The organism is Thalassovita mangrovi (assembly GCF_009857745.1).
In the GTDB taxonomy this organism is placed as follows: domain Bacteria; phylum Pseudomonadota; class Alphaproteobacteria; order Rhodobacterales; family Rhodobacteraceae; genus Thalassobius; species Thalassobius mangrovi.
This window is the reverse complement of sequence record NZ_WWEN01000003.1, coordinates 242474-266144: the sequence shown is the minus strand read 5'-3', so window position 1 is coordinate 266144 and position 23671 is coordinate 242474. Positions and strand designations below refer to the sequence as shown.

The window sequence follows — 23671 nt, the reverse complement described above, 5'->3', positions numbered from 1 at the left end:
CAGAATGCCCGCAGCTCCGGGCGGGGTGCAACCCGAAAACGGGGCAAACGGGTGCGGCGCGTTGGACGTGCGCCGCCAAAGGGTCAGAGGTTGCGAACCAGCAGGATCACCGCCGCGGTCGCGGCAAGCCCAAGCGCCCAGGGCCGGATCGAACCACGCTCGAAACGCTTCGCCAGCGGGCGTGACAGATAAAGGCTCAGCGGCACCAGCGGCGCCAGCGATGCGGCGAAGGCGACCTGGGGCCAGCGCATGACCCCCGCAATCGCGAGGGCGAGCACGGACACGACCATCCCGAAGCCGAAGAAAGCATTCTGCGACGCCGCCGAGCGGCGCGTTTCGACCCGCGAATAAAGGATCGCCATCGGCGGCGCGCCGATCCCCGTCAGCGTTCCCATGATCCCGGCGACCGTGCCGGCCCCGAACAGCGAAGCCTTGTTGATCGGAACCCGCAGCCCCGCAAGGTTCAGCGCCACGGCGAACAGCACGATACAGGCCACGACGACGGGCAGCGCGGGGGAGCCCACGACAATCGCCGCAATCGACGCGGCCAGAATCGCGCCAAGCGTGCGCCCCATGAAACCGGGCGGCAGGTCCTTCAGAACGATCGCGTCCCGCGCGCTCAGAACCGATCCCGCACCGACGAGGAACCCGACAAGCAGAACCGTCCCAGGCACCCAGTCCGCGGCAACCATTGTCATGATGGGCGCGGCAACCATGCCGAACCCGGCCCCCGAAAGCTTTTGAATTGTCGTGCCCAGCACGACGGCAAGGGCACAGATGAGCCAAGGGCCCAGGGCCGGAAGGAGATGGAGATCAGTGATCGTCATAGGAGCGCAACCTAGAGATTATGGCCGCCCGAGGGAATACCCGGTTTTGAACCGCGCACATGGAGCGTGGCCGCCCCCTGCCGTCTGACAAAAAAAGACCCGGGCCAAGCCCGGGTCAGTCCAACAGGGAGGTGCATAATTAACCGATTATGCGACGGTATACATATTAAGTATCCCGATTGAGATGGGGTTTCTTTGATCTTGGTCAAGATCAGGCGACCAATTTATATCCCCCGCTTTCGGTGATCAGGATACGGGCGTTGGACGGATCGGGTTCGATTTTCTGACGCAACCGATAGATGTGGGTTTCCAGCGTGTGGGTGGTTACCCCGGCGTTATAGCCCCAGACCTCGTGCAGCAGCACGTCGCGCGGCACCACGCCCTCGGACGACCGGTAGAGGAATTTCAGGATATTGGTTTCCTTCTCGGTCAGGCGGATTTTCTTTTCGTCCTCGTCGACCAGCATCTTCATCGCCGGGCGGAAGGAATACGGCCCCAGCTGGAACACCGCGTCCTCGGATTGTTCGTGCTGGCGCAACTGGGCGCGGATGCGGGCCAGCAGCACGGGAAACCGGAACGGCTTGGTCACGTAATCGTTGGCGCCCGCGTCGAGCCCGAGGATGGTGTCGGCATCACTGTCATGGCCGGTCAGCATGATGACCGGGCTCTTGACGCCCTGCTTGCGCATCAGCTTGCACAGCTCGCGCCCGTCGGTATCGGGCAGGCCGACATCGAGGATCAGCAGGTCGTAAATGCCTTCCTTGCTCTTCTTCATCGCCTCCGCGCCGCTATCGGCTTCGAAGACGTCGAAATCCTCGGTCATCACCAATTGTTCGCTCAGCGCTTCGCGCAGATCGTCGTCATCGTCGACAAGCAGGATTTTCTTGAGCTGTGGCATGATGGGCTCCCCGTGGGTTCCTTGCGTTTGCGTGAGAAACAGATGCGCCCGCTGCACGCTTCAGACAAGATTTGCTGCAATCTGCTCACGTGGACGTGTTCTTTGACCGGGAAATGTTTCAAATTCCAACAAAAAGGACTAAGTGACAGCGAAAGAACAGGATCGGATGCATGAGCTTCGCCCCAGATATGACCGAAATTGTCGCCCGCGCCCGCGCCGATCTGCGCATGGGCGTGCCGGTGGTTCTGGTGCGCGACGGCGAGGGCGCGCTGGTCCTGGCCGCCGAAACGCTGGATGCGCAGCGGCTGGCCGATCTGCGCGCGTTGGGCGGGCAGCCGGTCCTGGCGATCACCGCGCGCCGCGCCGAAACGCTGAAGGCGCGGGTCTATGACGGCGATCTGGCGCGGGTGGTTCTGCCGCCCGATGCTTCGATGAGCTGGCTGCGCGGGGTGGCCGATCCGGCCGACGATCTGAAGGAACCGATGAAGGGGCCGCTGCAGACCCTGCGCGAAGGTCCGGCCGATCTGCACCGGGTCGCCATCACGCTGATCAAATCGGCCCGGCTGCTGCCGGCGGCGGTGATGCTGCCGCTGGCCGATCCTTACGTCTTTGCCGGCGAATACGCGCTGACCGTGCTCAATGCCGACCGCGCCCGCGACCTGCTGGCTTCCTCGCCCTATCCGCACCCGGTGGTCAGCGCCCGCCTGCCGGTCGAAGCTTCCGAGGCCGGCCGTTTGCACATCTACCGCCCCGACGATGGCGGCGAGGAACATTACGCCTTTGAAATCGGATCGCCGCCGCGCGACAAGCCGGTGCTGGCCCGGCTGCATTCGGCCTGTTTCACCGGCGACGTGATGGGCAGCCTGAAATGCGATTGCGGCCCGCAGTTGCGCGGTGCGCTGGCCCAAATGGGGGCGGAAGGCGCGGGCGTGCTGCTTTACCTCAACCAGGAAGGGCGCGGCATCGGGCTGGCCAACAAGATGCGCGCCTATTCGCTGCAGGATCAGGGCTTTGACACGGTCGAGGCCAATCACCGGCTGGGGTTCGAAGACGACGAACGCGATTTCAAGCTCGGCGCGAATATCCTGAAATCGATGGGCTTCACCCAGGTGCGGCTGCTGACCAACAACCCGCGCAAGATCGCGATGATGGAAAAGAACGGCATCGAAGTGGTCGAACGGGTACCGCTGAAAGTGGGCGAAACCCATCATAATCGCGGCTACCTGGCGACCAAGGCGGCGAAATCGGGGCACCTGCTGTGACCCCTGCCGACATGGTGCTTACCGCACGCGGCATCCGCTTTCAGGGCCGCCACTACCCCTGTAGCATCGGCCGCGGGGGGCTGAGCACTGACAAGCGCGAAGGCGACGGCGCCACCCCTAAGGGCACCCATCGCATCCTCGGCATGCTTTACCGTCCCGACCGCGTGGCACGCCCCGCTTATTGGGCCGAACCGATCGGCCCGTCCGACCTGTGGTCCGACGACGCAACACAGCCCGATTATAACCACCCGGTCCGCGCACCCTACGGCCACAGCCACGAACAGCTGCGCCGCGCCGATCCGCTTTACGATATCGTGCTGATCACCGACTGGAATTACCCCGTCGCCACCCCCGGCAAGGGGTCGGCCATCTTCCTGCACCAATGGCGCCGGCCGCATTACCCGACCGAGGGCTGCATCGCCTTCCGCCGCGACCACCTGATCCAGATCGCCCGCCTGATCACCCCGGGCACCCGCCTGATCGTCCGCTGACCCGCTTCTTCTGTTCAAAAATATCCCGGGGGAGTCGCCCGGCACGGGCGGCGGGGGCAGCGCCCCCTTATCCCCCGAACAACCCGCGCAGCATCTCGTCCAGCCGCGCCTCGCCGTCCAGTTCGAGCCGCACCGGCAAGGTCACCACTTTCCAGCGGAAACCTTCCGGCAACCGCACCGCGTCCTTTTCGGTGGTCACCATCTGCGCCCCGCGCAGGCGGGCCTCGTTTTCCAGCCGGGTCAGCAGCGCCGGGGTCAGCATCTGGTGATCGTCCAGCGCCTCGGCCCGCACCACGTCGGCGCCCAGCCCCCGCAGGGTGCGGAAAAATTTCTCCGGATGGCCGATCCCGGCGAAGGCCAGCACCACCATGCCCTGCCAGTCCATCCCGGTCTGCAAAGGGGCCAGCTGGCCGGTCAGGTGCGGCACGGGGATCGCGCCGGACCAGGTCTCGGCGAAACTGTCCTGCGCCGCCGCGTCGCCGATCGACAGCACCAGGTCGGCGCGTTTCATCCCCGCCGCCACCGGTTCGCGCAGCGGCCCGGCGGGCAGGCAGCGGCCATTGCCGAAGCCCTTGGCGGCATCCACCACGACAATCGACAGGTCCTTGTGCAGCGCCGGGTTCTGCAACCCGTCATCCATCACGATCACATCGGCGCCCAGCTCGGCGGCCAGCTTCGCGCCCGCGGCGCGGTCGCGGCTGACCACCACCTTGGCGAAGGCCGCCAGCAACAGCGGCTCGTCCCCCACCTGCGCCGCCGTGTGGGTCGCGGGATCGACCGCGACCGGCCCTTCCTCCGACCCGCCATAGCCGCGCGACACCACCACCGGCACCTTGCCCATCGCCATCAGTTTCAGGATCAGCGCGATCGCGGTGGGGGTCTTGCCGGTGCCGCCCGCGTTCAGGTTGCCGACGCAAATCACCGGCACCGGCGCGCGGAACGGGGTGCCCCGGCGCAGCCGCCTTGCGGTGGCGGCACCGTAAAGCCATCCCAGCGGCGCCAACAGCCGCGCCCGGATCGCGGGCCGCTCGGGCGGGGTGAACCAGAACCGCGGCGCCCGCATCACGCCGCCCCCCGCATGTCCAGCTCGTCCTGGATCATCTCGATCAGCGCGTCGGTGACTTCGGCGCCGGACGAACTGACCTCCCACGCGGCATGGGCCATTTCTGCGGCCTGATCGGGGGCCGAAAGGCGCGAAATCGCGCTGGCCAACGTGTCGGAATCCTTCACGATCAGTGCCGCCCTCGCGGCGACAAGGCGGCTGTAGCCCGGCAGGTAGCGGCTGACATTGGGGCCGTAAAGAATGGCAGATCCCAGGGCGGCCGGTTCATAGGGGTCGCGGCCGCCGAAGCCCGACAGAAGCGAACTGCCCATCAGCGTGATCGGCGCCAGCCGGTACCACAGTCCCAGTTCGCCGCGGGTATCGGCCAGCAGGATCTGGGTGGTTTCCTCGGGATATTCGCCGTTGGACCATTCCGCGATATTCCAGCCTTGCTGCCGCAGCTGCCGGGCATATTGCGGCCCCATGGTTTCGTCGTCGGGCACCAGGATCAGCAATTGCCGGTGTGCGAACCGCATCGAGGTCCGGTGCGCCCGGGTGACGGTATCCAGTTCCTCGCGCTGCACCATCGCGGCGAGCCAGACCGGCCGCCCGGCCAGCATCGCCGCCAGCTTGTCGCGGGTGTCTTCGTCGCAGTCCAGCGCAGCGCGGCCTTCCTGCAGGGCGCCGGTGATTTCAACCACCTCGCCATTCGATCCGATCCGGCGCAGCCGCTGCGCGGCGGCATCGTCGATGGCCATGATCTTGCGGAACCGGCGCAGGATACCGCGCCCCATATCGGGCAGCCAGAGGAACCGCGCCTCTTCCAGCGCCGGGGCCTCGGCATCGACGAGGTACAGCGGCACGCCGCGCCGTGCCGTCATCTCGATAGCCGCCGGGCGCAGATGGCCGCCGCTCCACAGGCAAAGGTCGGGTTTCCAATGCGCCAGGAAGGCGTCGATGGCGGGCACGGATTCTTCCGGCACCTGCTGCCAGATCACGTCGCTTTTCAGGTGATCGGGCCGTGGCAGGTCCGGCGCGGTGGTCAGCAGGAAGCGCAGCCCCGGGCGCAGCGGTTTCAGCCGGTGAAACAGCTGCAGGATCGCCGCCGCCTTGGGCATCGACGACACATGCGCCCAGATCAGTTCGCCTTCGGGCCGCTCGGCCGGGAAGGCGATCGGGTTGCGCGGCGCGCGCCGCGCCAGCGCCATATAGGCCGCGAGGCTGAGGGATCGGGGCATCGGGGCTCCTGACTGAACGGGGTCAATCTATGCGGTGGCTTGAAGGGCTGCAAGGCGGGGCGGCGGCCGCTGACGGCGCGCGCGCCGGTGGAATTACATCCAAAATGACGGATATATTATTCCGGCCAGAAGGCCAGCCGCTTGGCGATGTCGTGGTGCAATCCCGCCGGTGCCGCGATCACGCCCTTCACCTTGGGGTGGGGGTTGTTGAACCGTAACGGCGCACCGCGCTTGTCGGACACTTCGGCCCCCGCTTCGCGCAGGATCAGGTCGCCCGCGGCGATATCCCATTCCCAGCTGTCGCGCAGGGTCAGCATCGCGTCGTAGCGGCCCTCGGCCACCAGCGCCAGCCGATAGGCCAGCGACGGCCGATGGCCGCGCTTGAACTCGGGCACCTGCTGGCCCTTCCAATTGGACGGGTCCATGTTCGGCCGCGCCGCCAGCACCGAAGCGCCGGCCAATTCGCTGCGTGACGATACCCGGATCGGTTCGCCGTTCAGGAACGCGCCCTGTCCCGCCGCCGCGCTGTAGAGCTTGCCCTTTTCCGGCAGATAGACCACCGCGGCGGTCACGATGCCGTTTTCCGCCACTGCCAGCGAATGCGCCCAGGTCGGCGATCCCTCGATGAAGCTGCGGGTGCCGTCCAGCGGATCGACGATGAAGACGCGCGGCCGGGTCAGCCGGCGGGCGGTGTCTTCGTCCTCCTCCGACAGCCAGCCATAAGAGGGCCGCGCTTCGGTCAGGGTGTCGCGCAGGTAATCGTTCACCGCCAGGTCGACCTCGGTCACCGGGCCCAGATTGCCCGGCTTGTCCCAGGCGCGCGCCTTGGGGCCGTGGAAACTGCGGGCGATCTCGCCGGCCTCTTTGGCCGTCTCGATCAGGAGGGGAAGGTCAGTCGCCGGCAAGGGTCATCCCTTCGACCAGAAGCGACGGGACCACGCGCGACAGGTAGGTGCGCGCGTCGTTCGCCGGAACAATCGTTTTGAGCATGTCACGCAGGTTGCCCGCGATGGTGCATTCGTTCACCGGGTACTGGATTTCGCCGTTTTCCACCCAGAATCCGCTGGCCCCGCGCGAATAATCCCCGGTGTTGGGGTTGATCGTCGACCCGATCATCGAGGTGACCAGAAGCCCGGTGCCCATGTCCTTGAGCAGGTCCTCGCGGGTCTTGTCTCCCTGGGTCAGCGCCACGTTCCAGGTGGTGGGCGACGGCGGGGCCGAGGTGCCGCGCGCCGCGTTGCCGGTCGATTGCAGCCCCAGCTTGCGCGCCGTGGCAAGGTCCAGCGTCCAGCCGTTCAGCACCCCGTCACTGACGATCTCGCGCAGCGATGTCGGCAGGCCCTCGGCGTCGAAGGGGCGCGATCCGGTGGCGCGGGGGCGGTGCGGGTCCTCGATCAGGTTCATCCCCTTGGGCAGAACCTGTTCGCCCATGCCGCCCAGCATCCAGGACGATCCGCGCGCAATCGCGGTGCCGTTGATCGCGGCCAGCAGGTGACCGATCAGCGACGCGGCGATGCGTTCGTCATAGAGCACCGGGTAGGAACCGGTTTTCGGTTTGCGCGCGCCGATCCGCTCAACGGTGCGTCTTGCGGCGGTTTCGCCGATATCCTCGGGGCTGCGCAGGTCGGATTGGAAAATCCGCATATCGCCGTCATGGTCGCGTTCCATCGCCGTGCCGCTGCCCGCGATGGCGACGCAGCTGGTGGCGCGGTCGGTGCGGGCATAGCCGCCGGAAAACCCGTTGGTGGCGGCCAGATGAATCTGCCGGTGACCATAGGCGGCGCTGGCCGATTGCACTTGGCTGACGCCCTCGACCGCCAAGGCGGCGGCCTCGGCGCGGCGGGCGTCTTCCTGCAAGGTGGCGGGATCGGGTTCCGCCGCGGGATCGGCCATTTCCAGCGCCGCGATATCCCAGTCGCGGGCCAGCTGATCGGGATCGGCCAGGCCGATATAGGGGTCTTCGGGGGCTTCCTTGGCCATCGCCACCGCGCGTTCGGCCATCATCGCCAGCGTTTCGGGCCGGGTGTCGGACGACGACACATTGGCCTGCCGCTTGCCGATCATGACGCGCAGCCCGATATCGGTGCCTTCCGCCCGGTCCGCCTGTTCCAGCTTGCCGTCGCGCACGTCGATCGACAGCGACGTTCCGGCGACCGCCATAGCGTCGGCGGCATCGGCCCCGGCCTTGCGCGCCGCGTCAAGAAGGGCATGGGTCAGGTGTTCAAGCGTCTGTGTCATGGGCCTTGATCGCTGTGAAAAGGTTCAAGTCAGGTAACCCCCCGAAGGGGCCGGTGCAAGTTCCGGGGCCGTTCAGGGGTGCAAAAAGGGCCGCGGACATCCGCCCGCGGCCCGGTTTTCAAGCAGTTTATGCGGTTATTTCAGCCGCTGACCGTTGGCCATCACATGGCCCTCTGCATTGACCTCGATGGTCGAGGTCAGGGTGTCGGGCGCATCGCCCGGCACCGCGAACATCCCCATCATCATGCGGGTGCCGTTGGCCTGGTCTTCGGGGACGAAGCCCATCGCGACCAGCGTGTCCAGCAGCGCGTTGCCGCCGGTCAGCATCAGGTTCAGCACGCCTTCGGGGCGCGGCATGCCGTCGAAGGACTGCAGGTCGGAATTGTCGAAGGTGAAGGCGCCCTTGCCGGTCAGCTCGGCCCCGGCCGCGCGCACGGTCAGACCGTTGATGTCAAGCGCGTGCAATTCGCCCGGCGCGGCGTCGGTCATCGATTCCATCGTTTTCGGGTCGAAGATATTGGCCAGAACCTTGACCTTGCCGGCCAGGTCGAAGGCCACGGTGGCCGGGTCGCGCGGCAATTGCCCGGTCGGGTCGAAAATGCCCCAGATCATGTCGGACATGGTGAAATCGCCCAGTTTCACCGCAAAGCGGAACTCCTGCGGGTCTTCGGTCTGGGCCACCGGGATGGCGATGTCGAACCCGGTTTCCGCCAGCGCAACTTCGACCGGGAAGGGCAGGTCGGACGATTGCATGTTCAGCTTGGTGCCCGTTGCCGCCACCGAATAGGCGATCTGGTCGGCATTCATCGAAATGGCGAACTTGCCCGAGTCCGACGCACTGCTGCCGCTGAAATTCTCGCCGTCGCCGGCGAAGGCGAATTCGGATTGGCCGCCGGCATATTCGAAGCTGCCGTCCACCGCGAAACCCGCCGCCATGGCCGCGGCCATGTCTTCGGTATCGACGCCTTCCGGCATCGCGGCGGTGCCCTTGGCGGACAGCCCGTTGATCTGGCCCTTCATGGTGACGCGTTCTTCGGCCTTGTCCGGGTTGGCCATGTCGACGGTATAGAACAGGGCGTCGGCGCGGAAATCCTGTGTCCGCGTCTTCAGGTCGCTGCCCGACGTGCTGCTGCTCCCGCTGACATTGTTCATCGTGAGGCTGGCCTCGCCGATGTCGACGGATTTCCCTTCCGCCACGATTTCGGCCAGCGCCATGCCCATCGAGGCGGCGGCATAGTTGTAGGTCATGTTGTCGGGCGCGCCCGAGGCGGTCATCGCCAGCCCGGTGGTGGTGTAATTCACCTTGAGGTCGACCGGATCGTCGCCTTCCGCTTCGACATGCACGTCAAGCGGCAGGATCGCGGGCAGCTGGATCGCGACGGTGCCGTCGCCATTGTCGTGGAAGGTCATGCCGGGCATCGCCACGGTGACGCTGCCGCCGTCTTCGGGAATCTCGACGCGCATGGTCAGGTCGCTGACGTTCAGGTCGGGCCCGGACAGGGTTTCCTTTGCGGTGATTTCATAGCCGAAAGCGGCCATTTGCGATTTCCAGTCGCCCCAGACATCGGTGGGGGTCACATCGGCGAAAGCGGGCACGGCGCCCAGCAGCAGGGCAGCCATCAGCGGAGTTTTAAAAGTGGCAATATGTTTCACGAAAGAACCTTTCCTCCAAATGTTTCCAGCAGCTTCCGCTTTCGGCACCCGAGGGTCAAGAGGATACGGGCTGGACCCGCGCAAAGGCGCGGTTTACCACTTGCCCTATCCGAGGGAGATGACAGATGAGCGACGTAAAAGATCGGACCGTGCTGATCACCGGGGCCAGCCGCGGCATCGGTGCGGCGGCGGCAAGGGAATTCGCGGCGGCCGGGGCCAATGTGGTGCTGATGGCCCGATCGGGCGGTGAAATCGGCAAGATCGCCGAGGAAATCGGCGGGCTGGCGGTGACCGGCGACGTGGCCGATTACGGCGACATGCAAACCGCCGTGGCGGCGGCCGGGGACCGGTTCGGGCCGGTGGATATCCTGATCAATAATGCCGGGGTGATCGAACCGATCGCCTCGATCCTGACCGCCGATGCCGACGGCTGGGGCAGCGCCATCGACATCAACCTCAAGGGCGTGTTCAACGGCATGCGCGCGGTGCTGCCCGGCATGGTCGAGCGGGGCCAGGGCACCGTCATCACCATCTCTTCGGGGGCTGCGCATAACCCGCTGGAAGGCTGGAGCCATTATTGCAGTTCCAAGGCCGGGGCGGCGATGCTGACCCGCTGCGCCGACCTTGAATGCCGCGACAACGGCATCCGCATCATGGGCCTGTCGCCGGGCACGGTGGCCACCCAGATGCAGCGCGAAATCAAGGCCAGCGGCGTCAACAAGGTGTCCGAGCTGAACTGGGAAGACCACATTCCGCCCGAATGGCCGGCGAAATGCCTGATGTGGATGTGCGGCCCGGCGGGCGACGGGTTGTGCGGGCAGGAAGTGTCGCTGCGCGACGAGGGGATTCGCAGAAAGGTGGGGCTGATATGATCGGGCTGGAAAAGGACGGCGGGCTGTGGATCGTGACGATCAACCGCCCCGACAAGGCCAATTCGCTGACCGCCGAGATGCTGGAACGGCTGTGCGAGATCGCGGAAAGCGCTCGGGACGCGCGGGTTCTGGTGCTGACCGGTGAGGGCAAGGTGTTCAGCGCCGGCGCAGATCTTGAGGCGGCCAAGGCGGGGCTTGCCACCTCGCCGTTGTGGGAACGGCTGTCGGGCGCCATCGCGGCGCTGCCGGGGCTGACCATCGCGGCGCTGAACGGCACGCTGGCGGGCGGCGCCAACGGCATGGTGCTGGCCTGCGATATCCGGCTGGCGGTGCCGGGGGCGAAGTTCTTCTATCCGGTGATGAAGCTGGGCTACCTGCCGCAGCCATCCGACCCGGGGCGCATGGCGGCGCTGATCGGCCCGGCGCGGACCAAGCTGATCCTGATGGGCGGGCAGAAGATCACCGCCGAGGAGGCGCTGCGCTTCGGGCTGGTGGACCGGCTGATCGAGGGCGACGTGGTGGAAGCCGCGCGCGAGATCGCGGCGGATACCCTGGCGGCGAAGCCCGAGATCGCGGCGGGGATCAAGGAGATGTGCCGCTGATCTCGTATGCCTTGGAGGGGGGGCTTCGCCTGAACGGCGAAGCGGATGGGGGGCGCTGCCCCCGCCGCCCGTGCCGGGCGACTCCCCCAGAGTATTTGGGCCAAGAAGAAACCGATCAGCGTTTTCTGCGCGGGCCGGGGGTCTTGGAATGGAAGCCGGGCGGGCGTTTGGCGACCCAGGCGATGAAGCGGGCGAGCCGGGGATGCGATTTGAGCGCCGCGATGGTGTTGTAGTCGCGGGCGAGTTCGGCCTCGCTCAGCGTGGCGTGAATCTCGTTGTGGCAGATCTGGTGCAGCAGCACGGTGGGGCCGTTCCTGCCGCCTTTCAGACGGGGCACCAGGTGATGCAGGCTTTGTTTCGCATCGCTTGGAATGGGGCGGTCACATAGCGGGCAGATCGGATCGTCGGGCATCGCGGGGCTTGTTCCTGGCATCTCGGCGCGGCATGACGGAGTTTGCGGCCGCTAGGGGCCGCTGGCAAGGGGATCGGGCGTGGCGGAACGCATCGCGGCATTGGTGATCGGGGCGGGGCCCGCCGGGTTGATGGCGGCCGAGGAGCTGGCGCGGGCCGGTCACAAGGTGGTGGTGGCCGAGGCCAAGCCCTCGGTGGCGCGCAAATTCCTGATGGCGGGGAAATCGGGGCTGAACCTGACCAAGGCGGAAGGGTTCGAGCGCTTCCTGGCCGCCTATGGGGATGCGGCGCCGGTGCTTGAACCGATGCTGCGCGCATTCGGGCCGGAGCAGGTGCAGGCTTGGGCCGAAGGGCTGGGGCAGGACTTGTTCACCGGGTCCTCGGGCCGGGTGTTTCCCAGGGCGATGAAGGCCTCGCCGTTGCTCAGGGCCTGGCTGGGGCGGCTGGCGCAGATGGGGGTGGAGATCAGGACGCGCTGGGCTTGGGTGTCCTGGGACGAGGATTTCGGTTTCGACACGCCCGAGGGGGCGAAGGAATTGCGGCCCGACATCTGCGTGCTGGCCTGCGGCGGCGCCAGCTGGGCGCGGCTGGGATCGGACGGGCAATGGGCCGGTCTGTTCGATGCGGGCTCCCTGGCGCCGTTCCGGCCCGCCAATATGGGATTCATCGTCGACTGGTCGGATCACATGGCCGCGCAGTTCGGTCAGCCGTTGAAGAATGTCGTTCTGAAGGCGGGCGAGGAACACGTGCGCGCCGAATGCGTGATTTCCGAACGCGGGCTGGAGGGCGGTGGCATCTATGCCGTGTCGCGCGCCCTGCGCGAGGGGGCGGGGCTGCGGATCGACCTGCTGCCGGACCTGTCGGAGGACGATATCCGCGCCCGGCTGGACCGGATCGGGCCGAAACAGAGCCTGAAGAACCGGTTGCGCAAGGGTCTGCGGCTGGACCCGGTGAAGCTCGCCTTGATCATGGAATTTGCCCGGCCGCTGCCGTCCGACATCGCGCCGGTGCTGAAGAATCTGCCGGTGCCGCTGGTCGGTCCGCGCCCGATGGACGAGGCGATTTCCACCGCCGGCGGGGTACGCTTCAAAGCGCTGGACGGCGGGCTGATGCTGAAAGCGCGGCCCGGTACTTTCGTTGCCGGTGAGATGCTCGATTGGGAAGCGCCGACCGGGGGATACCTGCTGACCGGCTGCCTGGCGACCGGCCGCTGGGCCGGGCGCGCGGCGGCGGAATATCTGCGCCGCTAGGGGCGGCGCATCGCGACCTTTTTACCGGAAAAAACCATTGCCTGTTTGGCACGTGGCTCCTACGCTGACCTCGCTCAAGATCATTTTTCCCTGTCGCCAGGAGCCCCGATATGAACAAGAGTTTTTTCCTGGGAGCCGCTGTCGCGGTCGGCGCCGTCATGCTGATCCCCGGCGTCGCCGTGGCGCTTGGCCGCGCCGGGCGCCCGATCGTCCGGGCCGGGATGCGCACCGGCGCTGTCGCCTTCGACGAATTCCGCAAGGCCGGCGCCGAAGCCTATGAAAGCATGGAAGACATCATCGCCGAGGTGCGCGAGGAAATGGAAGCCGAGCGCGCCGAGGGCGAAACCGAACCGGAAGCGGCCGGGACCAATGCTGGATGACCGGACCGGCGACGCGGCGGACCCGGTCAAGCTGCAGTTGATCCATGCCAGCCGCCACCGCGCGCGGCTGAAGCTCGACACGCCCGCGGGACATGACGCGCTGGCCCGGCTGGCGGACAGCTTCGCCTCGGTTCCCGGGGTGCTGCGGGCGCAGGTGCGGCCCAATACCGGCAGCGTCATCGTCGAAAGCCACAGCCCCATAGCGGAGGTGCTGAAGGAGGCCGCCACGCGCGGTTTCGCCAGGATCGGCGAAAAGCCGCAGGCGCCGCCGGTCAACCAGGTGCTGCAGATGGGGCTGATGCAGGCCGATCTGGGGCTGAAGGACAAGACCGGCAACGCGCTGGACCTGCGCACCGCCATCGCCCTGGCACTGATCGGTGGCGCGGTGGTGCAGCTTGGCCGGGGCCGGATCGCCGGACCGGCGACGACGCTGGCACTGGGTGCGCTTTCCTTGCTCGACAGGACCGCGAAGCGGGGCTGATCCGGTTTCAGGCCAAGCGATCCGCCAAATCGACGTCTTCCCAGGGCGGCGACAGTTCGTCCCGCCCCATATGGCCGTAACGCGCGAAATCGCGGTAGAACCTTCCGTCCCGCATCGCGGGCAACCGCCACAGATCCATCCGCTCGGCGATGGCGCCGACCCGGAAATCGAACACCTCGCGCAGGCGGCGGGAAATCTCGGCATCCTCGATGCTTCCGCTTTGATAGGTGTCGACCTCGACGCTGGCCGGGGCTTCGTCGCCGACGATATAGGACAGCTGCACTTCGCATTCCCAGGCCAGCCCGGCGGCGATCACGCAGCGCGCCGCCTGCCGCGCCGCGTAGCTGGCGATGCGGTCGATCCGCGACGGGTCCTTGCCGCTCAGCGCCGATCCGCTGCGCCGGGTCAGGCTGCCATAGAAATCGTCGGCCGATTTGCGCCCGGTCAGGCCGGAATGAATCTCCGGCCCGGCCTCGCCATGGGCGGGGAAGACCACGAAACGGGTATCCGCGTCGATCCCCAGGCCCAGCCCTTCCAGCGCCGGGTCGACCGCCTCGGCCCGCAGCGCTTCGCGCATCGCCTCGATGGGGGGCGCGTCATGCGCACCCACGGTCAGGGCAATGGCGCTCAGCCCCACGGGGCGGCGGTCTTCGAACCGCACCGCCACCTGCGCCTGGGCGTCGGGGGACAGCCAGGACAACCGCTGATCGCGCCGCGCCGCGTCCAGCGCCCGGGCGATCCGGTGCGCGGCGAGGATCGGCAGCGGCATGGCGGTGTCATTGCCCGAACAGGCATAGCCGAAGGCGGTCACCATGTGACGTGCGCGCCCCGGCGCCAGCGCCTCGGCCTCGAGATCGGGATCATGCGACAGTTCCAGCATCACGGTGGGCACCCGGCCGCGTTTCTTCTGCTCATACCCCGCCTCGGACATGACGCGGCGCGCCAGGGCGGCGAAATCCACCGGCAGCTCGGCCCCCGACCGCACCGACAGGAAGGTCACCCCGGTCGCCATCGCGCATTCGGCGGTGACCCCGGCGCGCGACCCGGTGGCGAGGCAGGCGTCGATCACCGCGTCGCTGATCTGATCGCACAGCTTGTCCGGATGCCCCTCGGTCACCGCTTCAGATGTCATCATGAAGTTTCGCATGGTTTCCCCTCCAGGGTTTCGAATTCGATCTGGACGCCGCGCCGCGCCAGCACCGCAGCGGCCGGCGCCGCGGCGGCGGCAAGCGATATGGCGGCGCTGACCGGGCTGATGGGCGCGATGCCCAGCAGCCGCCGCAGCGGCGGCACGAAGAACGGCAGCACGGCGGTGCCCGCCGAGGTCAGCAGCGCTGCGTCCAGCACCTTGTTTTCCAGCAGGTGATCGGGCCGCAGTTTGCGGATGTCGCCGCGCTGGCAGGTCAGGGCATAGAGCAGCTGCCCCAGCGACAGCGACAGGAAGGTCATGCTGCGGGTTTGCGGGCCGGGGCCATGGCGCGCCAGCCCGGCGAAATGCGCCGCCAGCGACGACGCCGCGATCATCGTGCTGTCGGTCGCCATGCGGCGGAAATCATGCGGCGGGATGACCGGTTCGCCGGGATCGCGCGGCGGGCGTTCCATCGCGTCGGGATCGGGATCGGCCAGCGCCAGGCCCAGCCCCGGCAACACGTCGCTGACCAGGTTGATCCACAGCAGTTCCATCGGCGTTTCCAATTCGCCGGGGCCGTGGATCGCCTCGGCGATGCCGACGGCGATTTCCGACAGGTTGGTGGTGACCAGGAATTCCAGCGCTCGGCGGATGTTGCGGTACACCGCGCGGCCCTGCGACACCGCCTCGATCAGGGTGGTCAGCTCGTCGTCGCGGATCACCACATTGGCGACGTCGCGGGCCAGGTCGGTGCCGCTGGCGCCCATCGCGATGCCCACGTTGGCCGCCTTCAGCGCCGGGCCGTCATTGACCCCGTCGCCGGTCATCCCGACCACCGCGCCGCTCGATTGCAACGCCTTGACGATGGCCAGCTTCTGCGGCGCGCTGACCCGGGTGAAGACATGCGCGTTACGCGCCACGCCGCCCAGCAGCGCGGGCTCCATCCGCGACAGTTCCGGCGCGTCGACGATCCGCAACGGGCCGCCATTCGACAGGTTCAGCTCATGCGCGATGGCCCCGGCGGTGGCGGCCTGATCGCCGGTGATCATCACCGTGTCGATGCCCGCGCGGTGCATCGCGGCGATGAAATCCTTCGCGCCGGGGCGCAGCGGGTCGGACATCGCCATCAGCCCCAGCCAGGTCAGCCCCATTGGTTCGTCCTTGCGCAGCCCGGCCTTGCGGCAGGCGAAACCCAGCACCCGCGCCGGGCGCGCCGCCAGCAGGTCGTTCGCCGCGATGATCTGCGCCCGGTGTGCCGGGGTCAGCGCCACCGGCCCGTCGTCCAGCCAGATATGGCTGCAAAAGCCCAGCACCGTTTCCGGCGCGCCCTTGACCAGGGTTTTCGGCCCCGGGCCGTCATGCACCGTGACCATGTAGGGCCGGTCCGGCGTGCGTTCGATCAGCCGTGTGCGCGGCCGGTCGCGGCGCAGTGCGGCGACATCCAGCCCCTCGGCCAGCGCGGCATCCAGCGCCGCGCGTTCGGTGCCCGATGACCCCTGCGCGCCGTCCGGGCCGGGCAGGGCGTCGTTGTTCAGCGCCGCCACCTGGAACAGCATCGCCCGCGCCGCCCCGGAACCGGGCGCGTCGGGGTCCAGCCCGGTCATCACATCGCTGACCCGCAGTCGGTTCTGGGTCAGCGTCCCGGTCTTGTCCAGGCACAGCACCTGCAGCGCGCCCAGGCTTTCGACGGTGTCGATCCGGCGCACCAGGACGCCCTGCCGCGCCATCCGTTTCAGCCCGATCGACATGGTGGTGGTGGCGACGACCGGCAATCCCTCGGGCACCGCCGCCACCGCCAACGCCAGGGCATCCTTCAATATCGCGGCCAGCCCGATGCCGCGCATCCAGCCGATGCCGAAGAACAGCCCGCAGGCAGCGAGCGACAGCTTGGCCAGCTGCGCGCCAAGCGCGTCGAGCTCGGTTTCCACCGGCGCGCGCGGGCGGCTGGCGGTCTGGCTCAGCAAAGCGATCCGCGCCGCTGCCGTGTCGGCGCCGGTTTCCACCACCAAGGCCCGGCCGCGCCCTTCGGTGATCAGCGTCCCGGCATGCAGCATGGTCGGGCGGTCGCCGATCGGGGTGTCTTCGCCGACCACCAGGTCGGGCAGCTTGCGCACCGGTTCGGTTTCCCCGGTCAGCGCGGATTCGTCGACCTTCAGCCGCTCGGCCGACAGCACCCGCGCATCCGCCGCCACCACCGTGCCCGGCCGCGCCAGCACGATATCGCCGCGCACGATATCGGCGGCGCGCAGATCGGTTTCGCGCCCGTCGCGCAGCACCGTCACCTTGTCGCTGGAACTGTCGATCAGCGCGTGCATCGTCGCCTCGGCCTGGCCTTCGGTGACATAGCCGAACACCCCGTTGATCGCCACCACCACCAGCGTCGCCGCCGCATCCGCCACGCCGCCGGTGACCATCGACACGGCGGCGGAACCTGCCAGCATCGCCACTGGCAGGCTTTGGAACTGTTCGGCGAGGATCGAAAATTGCGACGGGCGGCGGTGCTGCGGCAGCATGTTGGCGCCGTCGCGGGCCAGCCGCGCCCGCGCTTCCGCCGCGCCAAGCCCTGTCTGCGGGTCCGCGCCCAGCCGCTGCGCCACCGTTTCGGCGGGCAGGCTGTGCCATGCCGTGGCGCTGCCGGTTCCCGGCGCCGTCGGGATCGCCTCGGTCTGCGGGCGGGCCGCATGCGGGTTCACATAGGCCGCTTGCACCAGATCGATCAGCGTCCCGGTTTCGGCAGCAGAGCTGGCCTGAATGACGATGCTGCCGGTGCCGTCGCGCAGATCGACCGAGGCCACGCCGGGATGCGCCCGCAGCTCGGCGATGACGGCGGCCTGATGCTGGGCCCGTCCGCGCAGGGCGGGGCAACGCAGCCGCACCCGGCCCGAAGCCGACCTGTGCGCCAGTGTAACCTTCGGCATCCTGCGGGTCATTCCCTGCCTCGCTCCGTGTCAGACAACGCCTAGCAAACCAGCCGCCCCCGCTGCATCGCCTTGATCGGTGTCAAGAAGGGCGGCCAAGGGCAGTATAAAGGCTCGGGCAATCGTTTCATGACAGTTGGAGGCTTATTCCGTCGGCAGCGCCGAACCGCCCCGCGCCCGCGCGAATCTTCACCGCCGCGCTGCATCCCGGTTGATCCCAGCAAACGCAACGACGCGCGAACAGCACCCGAAGGTGCATCGCGTCATCATCGATATTTGGTAAGTGGTGAGCCGTGCAGGATTCGAACCTGCGACCCACTGATTAAAAGAACGGCCAGGTCGATTTTCACACATTTCGCCAGATTTCGCTGCATTGCGAAAAATGCATTCAGATCAATTATTTATCTTGCCTTCGCGCGCGCTGTCGTTTCATCAGTTACGCCATAATTCACTGCAATTTGCTTCCGTATAGCTTCCGGAAGCAAAACGGAAGCAAGGGGTGTTCTGGAAATGTTCAAGCTGACCAAGAGGTCCGTCGAGGGGTTTGAAATCGAAAAGCAGGACTATCTGGTCTGGGATCGTGATGTGCGCGGTTTCGGCGTGCGCGTCTATCCGTCCGGCAAGAAGACTTACCTGGTCCAGTATCGGGCCGGGCGGCGCACACGGCGCGTCACCATCGGTCAGCATGGGGTGCTGACTGCTGACGAGGCGCGGGGCGAGGCAAGGCAGCTTCTGGCCGCTGTCGCGCGCGGAGAAGACCCTTCCGCCCAGCGTCAGGCCAAGCGTCACGCACCGACCATTGCGGGTCTCTGTGACCGCTTCCTGGAAGAATATGTGGATCAGCATTGCAAGCCGACTACCGCGCGCGATTATCGCAGCATCATTCGCCGCTTCATCCGGCCCAAACTCGGCCCGTTGGCGATTGCCGATGTGACCCGCGCCGATGTGGTGGCATTTCACCATGGTCTGCGCGAGACACCCTATCAAGCCAACCGCGCGGCCAGCATGTTATCGAAGCTGTTCAACCTGGCCGAAGACTGGGGCTTGCGTCAGGCGGGATCGAACCCTGCCCGACGGATCAAGAAGTTCCGCGAAGAGGAAAAGAAGCGCTACCTGAGCGACGAGGAACAAATCCGACTTGGGGAAGTGCTGGCAGAGTCGTTGGAAGAGGGGACAGAGAGCGTTTACGTCGTGTCGGCCATCCTGTTGCTGATCTATACCGGATGCCGCCTGAATGAGATTCTAACGCTGCGTTGGGACTATGTGACGACGCACCATTTGGAATTGCCCGACAGCAAGACCGGAAGGCGGCGCATACCTTTACCTAGGGAAGCCTATGACATTCTCACGGAGTTGCCTCGGGCGCCGAAGAATCCTTACGTAATATTAGGGGAGGTCGAAGGCGCGCCCCTGGTCAATTTGCAGAAACCCTGGCGGCGTATCCGTGCCAAGGCCGGGATTGATGACGTGCGTATTCACGATCTGCGGCACACCTATGCATCGGTTGCGATGAAAGACGGGATCGACCCGTTCACCCTTAAGGAAATCATGGGGCACAAGAACCTGACCACGACCTTGCGATATGCGCACCTGGCAGACGATGCCGTGCAGCGCGCGGCGGGTTCGGTGGCGGCCAGGTTGGCGCGCGCGGTACGTAAGGATACGCGAGACAATCCGGCGCTGCGTGTGGTTCGCTAACTAGTTATTAGGAGCAGACGCGGGCCTAATTACTTAAGTAGCTAGAAGTGTGATTTCCCGTTTGGCTCTCTATATGCTTCGGTCCGCGTGCTTCTGGAGATTGCCTCAACTAATAGATATCCATTGGCAAACCAGAGATCGGGGGATGCCGAACATAATGGCGGAAGATTTTGAAGACGGCATATCTCTCCGGGAAGAGGTGGAAGACAGCCTACCAAGTGAGTTGGTTGAAGCGCTTCACACATCGATGGGAGCCCAACGGCCAATTGATCGGTTCTCGAATGATCTCATACGGCTTTTGACCCGGTATGAACGCTATCAAGTGGCGTTCCATGCGACGCCAAAGAAAGAACGTCGCGCGCAACTCACCAAACTGAGAGACAAAGCTTCCCAGTTTATCGATGCAGTAAATGCCCTGTCGCAAGATGTATCTCGCGCAGTGGAAACCAACCTGGTTGCTGTAACCTATGATCCGTCGAATGAGGTTTGGAGCTTTGAAAGTGACGAACCTTTCCCAGATGACGACCAGAGCATAGCCGACGCTCAAGAGGCCGCCGAAAATATCATTGCTGCATGCCAGATGGAGTTGGACCTTTTCGACGAGACCAAGGGCGCGAAAAGAACGAGTTCAAAGCCAGCGCTTGATCAACTGTTGTGCGATCTTGCCGCGCTTTACGAAACAGAAACTAAGCGTCCTGCAAAGTCTCAGTGCTATCGAGACGAGTTAACAGAAGAAGGATACAACGGGGCCTTTTTCACGATGGCCAAGCTCCTCTTAGATAGCTACGAGCCTCGAAGTTACGGCACGCCAGAAGCTCTTGGCATTCGGATATTGAGAGTTTTGGCTGACGACTGATGCCACCCAACACATAGGGTCCAAAATTTTCCCGATGTGTTGTTACGAACCGATTCGATTACGCCGCATATTCATCTCAACGCAACGACATGCAGCGAGACAGATATGCAAACACAACTTGATCCTGACTACTACGACCGCCTGATCGACGAGAAAGAAGCGGCTAGCTACCTGTGCTATTCCGTGCGGGCTTTGCAGAACTGGCGCGTGCGCGGCGGCGGCCCGCTCTTCATCAAGGTTTCGGGCCGTTCCGTGCGCTACACGCGCCGCGACCTGCAAGACTGGATCAGTGGCAAGCGCGTGGCGAACACCACCACCGCACCTTCCTAACCAATAGAGTTTTGCCCGTTCAGAGTTGGCAGCGCTGAGTGGGATTTTGGGGCCGGATGGCTCTAGGGGCGCGGGGCGGCACCGTCACCCTGCGCCCTTTCTATGTCCGCTGCCCTGGCACCTGAAAGGAAACACCATGAGCCAACAACCGGCGTACAAGTTCAAAATCGGCCTGATCACGGCCACGATCTGGAACAATGACGGTTTCTATTCCGTCGATATTTCCCGCTCCTACAAGACCCAGGAGGGGGATTGGCGCAATACGAGCGCCTTTGGTCACAATGACCTTCTGAACGTATCCAAATGCGCTGAACGGGCAGAAAGCTGGATCGCAAAACGTCTGACTGCTGACAGCCAATAACATCGCCGGGCGACAAGCCCGGCCCCAAAACAATAGCTGCCCCGCCGGAGGCGCTATCGAAGGGCGCGCTAGCGCCCGCCCAATTTCCAAACCTTTACCAAGCAGCGCGGCGTCCGCCGTAAGAGGGGGGTGATTGTAGCACCCCCCTCTGGAAATACCGCCCGCCAAGCAGAGAGGAAAAACAAATGAAAATCGTACACCGTGGATTTGATCGCCTGGAGCTCTCAATAGGAGCGAACATTCCTGCGGAGCTCTTCGAACATCTCGACCCCATCCGTGAACAGGCCGAGGAAGCCCGTCAGAAACTTCCTGTGACCTATGGAGGCGCAGACTTCGATCTTTGGCCCAATGGTGCGCAGGGCTATCGCTTCATTCTGAGCAGTGACATCTGGGCCTCCCAATGGTTCTTCAAGAAACCCAATCCGCGCGATCCTTGGGGCATCCGGATCATCATCGGTTCGCACTTTCTGGCAACCCAGGGATTGGGCAAGGTTCGTGCCTACATCGCCAAGACATTGGAACGTTTGGGCGTGCGCTATGGCCCTCATCAGGTGAGCATCGGGCGCACAGATTTTTGCGTGGATATTCTAGCCCCTGAGTTTGAACTGACGCCCGAAAACTTCGTGATCCACAGTCACACCAATCGCGCAGACTATTGCACCCCCGACGAGCATGTCCGCAGCAACGGAAAATCGGGGCGGTTTACGTCAGTCACCATTGGCAAGACACCTGGTCGGCAGGTCATCCTCTATGACAAGCGCCGTGAGGTGATCGAAAAAGGTCATGAAAAAAAGATTTGGTGGGATATCTGGAATAGCAACTTGGAAGCTGAGGGGGTGCCTCCCCTCGATCCTCAAGACCGCTCCCAAAGCCAAGTCTGGCGTATCGAGATTCGGGCGGGCAAGCGGGTCATGAAAGACCGTTGGAACATCAGCCGGTGGGAACATTTCGACGCCATGTTCGGAGACGTGATTGCGGAGGCTTTCAAGAAAACGCGCTACTGCGAACCGGACCCTTTCGATACGAACCGGGCTCGATGGCCAAACCATGAAATCTGGGACCTGGCCAAAATCGAAAGCGATGCAGACCTAACAGAACTGCGTAGCTACCTGGCTCCAAGTGCTATTAAGGAGGTCCATAAAGCCGAGCAGATCAAATTGATGATGACACTTGCCGTCGGAAACTGCGTTACCCTGGCCGCTCTTGAGGGTATCGAGAGCGACAACCTGCAAGACTATTTGGAAGGTATGGGACAGCGTTTGCGGCTGGATATTCAGGCTGATCCAGAACGTGCTGCGAACAAGCTGGCATCTGCGAAGGATCGTTATCGGTTTATTGCGTGAACTATCCCGCCATCACTGGTTTCCCGCGCCGCATCAGCGGCGCGGGTTATTAGGATAGGCGTTGAACGGACTTTCGTTGCGGTATCCTCCGACGGCAGAAATGCGCAGAAACCGGACTTCGCAAACACGCCTGAACGGTCCAAACCTGCCGTTCGAACCCTTAATCATCACTGCATTCCGGCTTCCGCAAAGCGGACGTTGTTCCGGATCACGGCAAAACACTCTAGCGCGGTGATGTGCACCGGACTTGCGCACTATTCAGCGTAGACAATTCTAGCTCCCGGCAAATACAGCGTCGCAGGCTTAGGCTGCCCAATTGACCTAACCACTAGGATTGAGAGCGCACATATTCTTCAATATAGGCAAACACGCGGGCCGCCCCTTCATCCGTTTCGATCAGATCAATCGGGCGCAGGTCACTCAGCCATTTATTGGGTTCGCGTGCCCATTTCATGGTTGCGTTGTCTTTGCAGAGAACGGGCCGCGCTAAATCTAGCATGGTTTGCAGATGATCTGGCCTCGCATACCACGAGTGTGGCTTGACAGATGCCCTTCGTCCGCCACGAACTACGTCAGGTAGCTGTGACTGGCGTAGCTCATCTTCGGTAATGTAATGTCTCACCCAGTGTGCGAGTTCGCTTAAGGAGGCATTGGCCTGCCGTTCTACCTTCTGATCATTGCCAGATTTTCTTGTGGGAATGACCAGCCCCCGCACGACCTGTGGGCAGCGCTGCTCCAACATTTCGAAGGCTGGAACCAGATCGGTGTCATTAGTCACAAGAATAACTTGGTCTATCTCGCCACGCATCGCGTCATCAAACATATGTAGTGCGATGCTAACGTCAGACCGTTTTTCTTCGATCTTCCAGACCTGTACCTTTTCGCAGTCCTTGGGTTGCCGGGTGGGGTCGTCCTCAGGAATGAGGGCTTGTTTGGCTTTGTAAAGCGCGTACCCCCCTAACACGAATTCAACACGCCCATCCCACTGCTTTGATAGCGCGTTATGGTACTGCGCCTGAGACGATACGGAATCTGCTCCTTTGGCGGCGCTCTCCACGATCTTGGCCGTGAAGTATTTGACGGCGCTGTCTGGAACCAGATCCATCTCAGCCGGAGGCGCGCCCTTCTCTGGTCGGTAGAGAATGCTGGGGATGATCTTACTTTCAAATAAAGTCAGAACATCAAGCCACTTGAATGGTGATTTTGTCAGGCAGCCGTAATAGAGATTGTAACCGTCAATGTAGATGCGTGTACGTAACTTCAGAATAATATCCTCAGACATAAAAAAACCGGCTTGCGCCGGCTTTTTCCCCCTACCCGTTGGAGTCCAAGCCTCACAAAGTGCAGGGTTAGTTGTTACTGCAGATATGTCATGGAAACCGTTAAGTGCA

The 23671-nt window shown here is 64.4% G+C and carries 23 protein-coding genes; 12 read left to right on the top strand and 11 right to left on the bottom strand.

Annotation, left to right across the window (positions count from 1 at the left end; translation table 11 throughout):
* Nucleotides 1-83: 83 nt before the first annotated feature.
* Both GR167_RS07840 and GR167_RS07835 read right to left on the bottom strand, forming a co-directional pair.
* Nucleotides 84-827: a TSUP family transporter gene (locus GR167_RS07840; protein ID WP_160972912.1), complete on the bottom strand. Its 744-nt coding sequence runs from the start codon at nucleotides 825-827 to the stop codon at nucleotides 84-86.
* 211 nt (nucleotides 828-1038) lie between these two features.
* On the bottom strand, nucleotides 1039-1725 hold the full coding sequence (locus GR167_RS07835) for a response regulator transcription factor (RefSeq protein ID WP_160972911.1): 687 nt from the start codon (nucleotides 1723-1725) through the stop codon (nucleotides 1039-1041).
* A 170-nt stretch (nucleotides 1726-1895) separates the two neighbouring features.
* On the opposite strand from GR167_RS07835, the gene ribA reads away from it, so the two are divergent.
* Both ribA and GR167_RS07825 read left to right on the top strand, forming a co-directional pair.
* Complete coding sequence (ribA, locus tag GR167_RS07830) at nucleotides 1896-2987, top strand: GTP cyclohydrolase II (protein WP_160972910.1); 1092 nt, start codon at nucleotides 1896-1898, stop codon at nucleotides 2985-2987.
* Nucleotides 2984-3478, top strand: coding sequence for a L,D-transpeptidase family protein (locus tag GR167_RS07825; protein WP_160972909.1), 495 nt, complete (start codon nucleotides 2984-2986; stop codon nucleotides 3476-3478). Before ribA ends, GR167_RS07825 begins: the two co-directional genes overlap by 4 nt.
* Nucleotides 3479-3545: 67 nt before the next feature.
* Here GR167_RS07825 and lpxK read toward each other — a convergent pair whose 3' ends face one another.
* From lpxK to GR167_RS07800, 5 genes are all read right to left on the bottom strand, one after another.
* Nucleotides 3546-4541, bottom strand: coding sequence for a tetraacyldisaccharide 4'-kinase (lpxK, locus tag GR167_RS07820; RefSeq protein WP_160973385.1), 996 nt, complete (start codon nucleotides 4539-4541; stop codon nucleotides 3546-3548).
* Nucleotides 4541-5758 carry a 3-deoxy-D-manno-octulosonic acid transferase gene (locus tag GR167_RS07815; RefSeq protein WP_160972908.1) on the bottom strand — a complete coding sequence of 406 codons (1218 nt, stop codon included), beginning with the start codon at nucleotides 5756-5758 and terminating at the stop codon, nucleotides 4541-4543. The genes lpxK and GR167_RS07815 overlap by 1 nt, the downstream gene beginning before the upstream one ends.
* Before the next feature lie 116 nt (nucleotides 5759-5874).
* Nucleotides 5875-6663 carry an inositol monophosphatase family protein gene (locus GR167_RS07810; RefSeq protein WP_160972907.1) on the bottom strand — a complete coding sequence of 263 codons (789 nt, stop codon included), beginning with the start codon at nucleotides 6661-6663 and terminating at the stop codon, nucleotides 5875-5877.
* A complete protein-coding gene (locus GR167_RS07805) occupies nucleotides 6650-7996 on the bottom strand; it encodes a TldD/PmbA family protein (protein ID WP_160972906.1) in 1347 nt (448 codons plus the stop codon). Before GR167_RS07805 ends, GR167_RS07810 begins: the two co-directional genes overlap by 14 nt.
* A gap of 135 nt (nucleotides 7997-8131) precedes the next feature.
* The gene (locus GR167_RS07800) at nucleotides 8132-9616 is read right to left on the bottom strand and encodes a DUF2125 domain-containing protein (protein WP_160972905.1); all 1485 of its coding nucleotides are present in this window, start codon (nucleotides 9614-9616) and stop codon (nucleotides 8132-8134) included.
* Nucleotides 9617-9774: 158 nt separating this feature from the next.
* On the opposite strand from GR167_RS07800, the gene GR167_RS07795 reads away from it, so the two are divergent.
* Nucleotides 9775-10521 carry an SDR family oxidoreductase gene (locus tag GR167_RS07795; protein ID WP_160972904.1) on the top strand — a complete coding sequence of 249 codons (747 nt, stop codon included), beginning with the start codon at nucleotides 9775-9777 and terminating at the stop codon, nucleotides 10519-10521.
* Nucleotides 10518-11123: an enoyl-CoA hydratase/isomerase family protein gene (locus GR167_RS07790; protein WP_160972903.1), complete on the top strand. Its 606-nt coding sequence runs from the start codon at nucleotides 10518-10520 to the stop codon at nucleotides 11121-11123. The genes GR167_RS07795 and GR167_RS07790 overlap by 4 nt, the downstream gene beginning before the upstream one ends.
* 115 nt (nucleotides 11124-11238) lie before the next feature.
* Here GR167_RS07790 and GR167_RS07785 read toward each other — a convergent pair whose 3' ends face one another.
* Nucleotides 11239-11556 carry an HNH endonuclease gene (locus GR167_RS07785; RefSeq protein WP_235915882.1) on the bottom strand — a complete coding sequence of 106 codons (318 nt, stop codon included), beginning with the start codon at nucleotides 11554-11556 and terminating at the stop codon, nucleotides 11239-11241.
* A 70-nt stretch (nucleotides 11557-11626) separates the two neighbouring features.
* Between GR167_RS07785 and GR167_RS07780 the strand changes: the two genes are divergently transcribed.
* The 3 genes from GR167_RS07780 (at nucleotide 11627) to GR167_RS07770 (ending at nucleotide 13645) form a co-directional block, all read left to right on the top strand.
* Nucleotides 11627-12784 (top strand): TIGR03862 family flavoprotein, encoded by a 1158-nt coding sequence (locus GR167_RS07780; protein ID WP_160973383.1) that lies wholly within the window; start codon nucleotides 11627-11629, stop codon nucleotides 12782-12784.
* A gap of 110 nt (nucleotides 12785-12894) precedes the next feature.
* A complete protein-coding gene (locus tag GR167_RS07775; RefSeq protein ID WP_160972902.1) occupies nucleotides 12895-13164 on the top strand; it encodes a DUF5132 domain-containing protein in 270 nt (89 codons plus the stop codon).
* A complete protein-coding gene (locus GR167_RS07770; RefSeq protein WP_160972901.1) occupies nucleotides 13154-13645 on the top strand; it encodes an HMA2 domain-containing protein in 492 nt (163 codons plus the stop codon). Before GR167_RS07775 ends, GR167_RS07770 begins: the two co-directional genes overlap by 11 nt.
* 7 nt (nucleotides 13646-13652) lie before the next feature.
* On the opposite strand, the gene GR167_RS07765 is transcribed toward GR167_RS07770, so the two are convergent.
* Both GR167_RS07765 and GR167_RS07760 read right to left on the bottom strand, forming a co-directional pair.
* On the bottom strand, nucleotides 13653-14780 hold the full coding sequence (locus tag GR167_RS07765) for a methionine adenosyltransferase domain-containing protein (RefSeq protein WP_212769882.1): 1128 nt from the start codon (nucleotides 14778-14780) through the stop codon (nucleotides 13653-13655).
* On the bottom strand, nucleotides 14777-17692 hold the full coding sequence (locus GR167_RS07760; protein WP_160972899.1) for a cation-translocating P-type ATPase: 2916 nt from the start codon (nucleotides 17690-17692) through the stop codon (nucleotides 14777-14779). The genes GR167_RS07765 and GR167_RS07760 overlap by 4 nt, the downstream gene beginning before the upstream one ends.
* A gap of 510 nt (nucleotides 17693-18202) precedes the next feature.
* Between GR167_RS07760 and GR167_RS07755 the strand changes: the two genes are divergently transcribed.
* The 5 genes from GR167_RS07755 (at nucleotide 18203) to GR167_RS07735 (ending at nucleotide 22280) form a co-directional block, all read left to right on the top strand.
* Entirely contained in the window at nucleotides 18203-19390 is a 1188-nt protein-coding gene (locus GR167_RS07755; protein ID WP_160972898.1) for a site-specific integrase, read from the top strand.
* 157 nt (nucleotides 19391-19547) lie between these two features.
* On the top strand, nucleotides 19548-20246 hold the full coding sequence (locus GR167_RS07750) for a hypothetical protein (RefSeq protein WP_160972897.1): 699 nt from the start codon (nucleotides 19548-19550) through the stop codon (nucleotides 20244-20246).
* A gap of 105 nt (nucleotides 20247-20351) precedes the next feature.
* Nucleotides 20352-20576, top strand: a complete 225-nt coding sequence (locus GR167_RS07745; RefSeq protein ID WP_160972896.1) for a helix-turn-helix transcriptional regulator — start codon at nucleotides 20352-20354, stop codon at nucleotides 20574-20576.
* Nucleotides 20577-20712: 136 nt separating this feature from the next.
* Nucleotides 20713-20937, top strand: a complete 225-nt coding sequence (locus GR167_RS07740) for a hypothetical protein (protein ID WP_160972895.1) — start codon at nucleotides 20713-20715, stop codon at nucleotides 20935-20937.
* A gap of 185 nt (nucleotides 20938-21122) precedes the next feature.
* Nucleotides 21123-22280: a hypothetical protein gene (locus tag GR167_RS07735; protein ID WP_160972894.1), complete on the top strand. Its 1158-nt coding sequence runs from the start codon at nucleotides 21123-21125 to the stop codon at nucleotides 22278-22280.
* 328 nt (nucleotides 22281-22608) lie between these two features.
* Here GR167_RS07735 and GR167_RS07730 read toward each other — a convergent pair whose 3' ends face one another.
* Entirely contained in the window at nucleotides 22609-23562 is a 954-nt protein-coding gene (locus tag GR167_RS07730; RefSeq protein WP_160972893.1) for an NYN domain-containing protein, read from the bottom strand.
* Nucleotides 23563-23671: the final 109 nt, after the last annotated feature.

What these genes read in the sequence shown, in the direction of transcription:
- lpxK (WP_160973385.1), bottom strand. Translation starts at nt 4,541, where the DNA reads ATGCGGGCGCCGCGGTTCTGGTTCACCCCGCCCGAGCGGCCCGCGATC.
- GR167_RS07770 (WP_160972901.1), top strand. Translation starts at nt 13,154, where the DNA reads ATGCTGGATGACCGGACCGGCGACGCGGCGGACCCGGTCAAGCTGCAG.
- ribA (WP_160972910.1), top strand. Translation starts at nt 1,896, where the DNA reads ATGAGCTTCGCCCCAGATATGACCGAAATTGTCGCCCGCGCCCGCGCC.
- GR167_RS07750 (WP_160972897.1), top strand. Translation starts at nt 19,548, where the DNA reads ATGGCGGAAGATTTTGAAGACGGCATATCTCTCCGGGAAGAGGTGGAA.
- GR167_RS07815 (WP_160972908.1), bottom strand. Translation starts at nt 5,758, where the DNA reads ATGCCCCGATCCCTCAGCCTCGCGGCCTATATGGCGCTGGCGCGGCGC.
- GR167_RS07760 (WP_160972899.1), bottom strand. Translation starts at nt 17,692, where the DNA reads ATGCCGAAGGTTACACTGGCGCACAGGTCGGCTTCGGGCCGGGTGCGG.
- GR167_RS07775 (WP_160972902.1), top strand. Translation starts at nt 12,895, where the DNA reads ATGAACAAGAGTTTTTTCCTGGGAGCCGCTGTCGCGGTCGGCGCCGTC.
- GR167_RS07795 (WP_160972904.1), top strand. Translation starts at nt 9,775, where the DNA reads ATGAGCGACGTAAAAGATCGGACCGTGCTGATCACCGGGGCCAGCCGC.
- GR167_RS07745 (WP_160972896.1), top strand. Translation starts at nt 20,352, where the DNA reads ATGCAAACACAACTTGATCCTGACTACTACGACCGCCTGATCGACGAG.
- GR167_RS07730 (WP_160972893.1), bottom strand. Translation starts at nt 23,562, where the DNA reads ATGTCTGAGGATATTATTCTGAAGTTACGTACACGCATCTACATTGAC.
- GR167_RS07840 (WP_160972912.1), bottom strand. Translation starts at nt 827, where the DNA reads ATGACGATCACTGATCTCCATCTCCTTCCGGCCCTGGGCCCTTGGCTC.
- GR167_RS07740 (WP_160972895.1), top strand. Translation starts at nt 20,713, where the DNA reads ATGAGCCAACAACCGGCGTACAAGTTCAAAATCGGCCTGATCACGGCC.
- GR167_RS07785 (WP_235915882.1), bottom strand. Translation starts at nt 11,556, where the DNA reads ATGCCAGGAACAAGCCCCGCGATGCCCGACGATCCGATCTGCCCGCTA.
- GR167_RS07790 (WP_160972903.1), top strand. Translation starts at nt 10,518, where the DNA reads ATGATCGGGCTGGAAAAGGACGGCGGGCTGTGGATCGTGACGATCAAC.
- GR167_RS07735 (WP_160972894.1), top strand. Translation starts at nt 21,123, where the DNA reads ATGAAAATCGTACACCGTGGATTTGATCGCCTGGAGCTCTCAATAGGA.
- GR167_RS07805 (WP_160972906.1), bottom strand. Translation starts at nt 7,996, where the DNA reads ATGACACAGACGCTTGAACACCTGACCCATGCCCTTCTTGACGCGGCG.
- GR167_RS07835 (WP_160972911.1), bottom strand. Translation starts at nt 1,725, where the DNA reads ATGCCACAGCTCAAGAAAATCCTGCTTGTCGACGATGACGACGATCTG.
- GR167_RS07755 (WP_160972898.1), top strand. Translation starts at nt 18,203, where the DNA reads ATGTTCAAGCTGACCAAGAGGTCCGTCGAGGGGTTTGAAATCGAAAAG.
- GR167_RS07800 (WP_160972905.1), bottom strand. Translation starts at nt 9,616, where the DNA reads ATGGCTGCCCTGCTGCTGGGCGCCGTGCCCGCTTTCGCCGATGTGACC.
- GR167_RS07765 (WP_212769882.1), bottom strand. Translation starts at nt 14,780, where the DNA reads ATGATGACATCTGAAGCGGTGACCGAGGGGCATCCGGACAAGCTGTGC.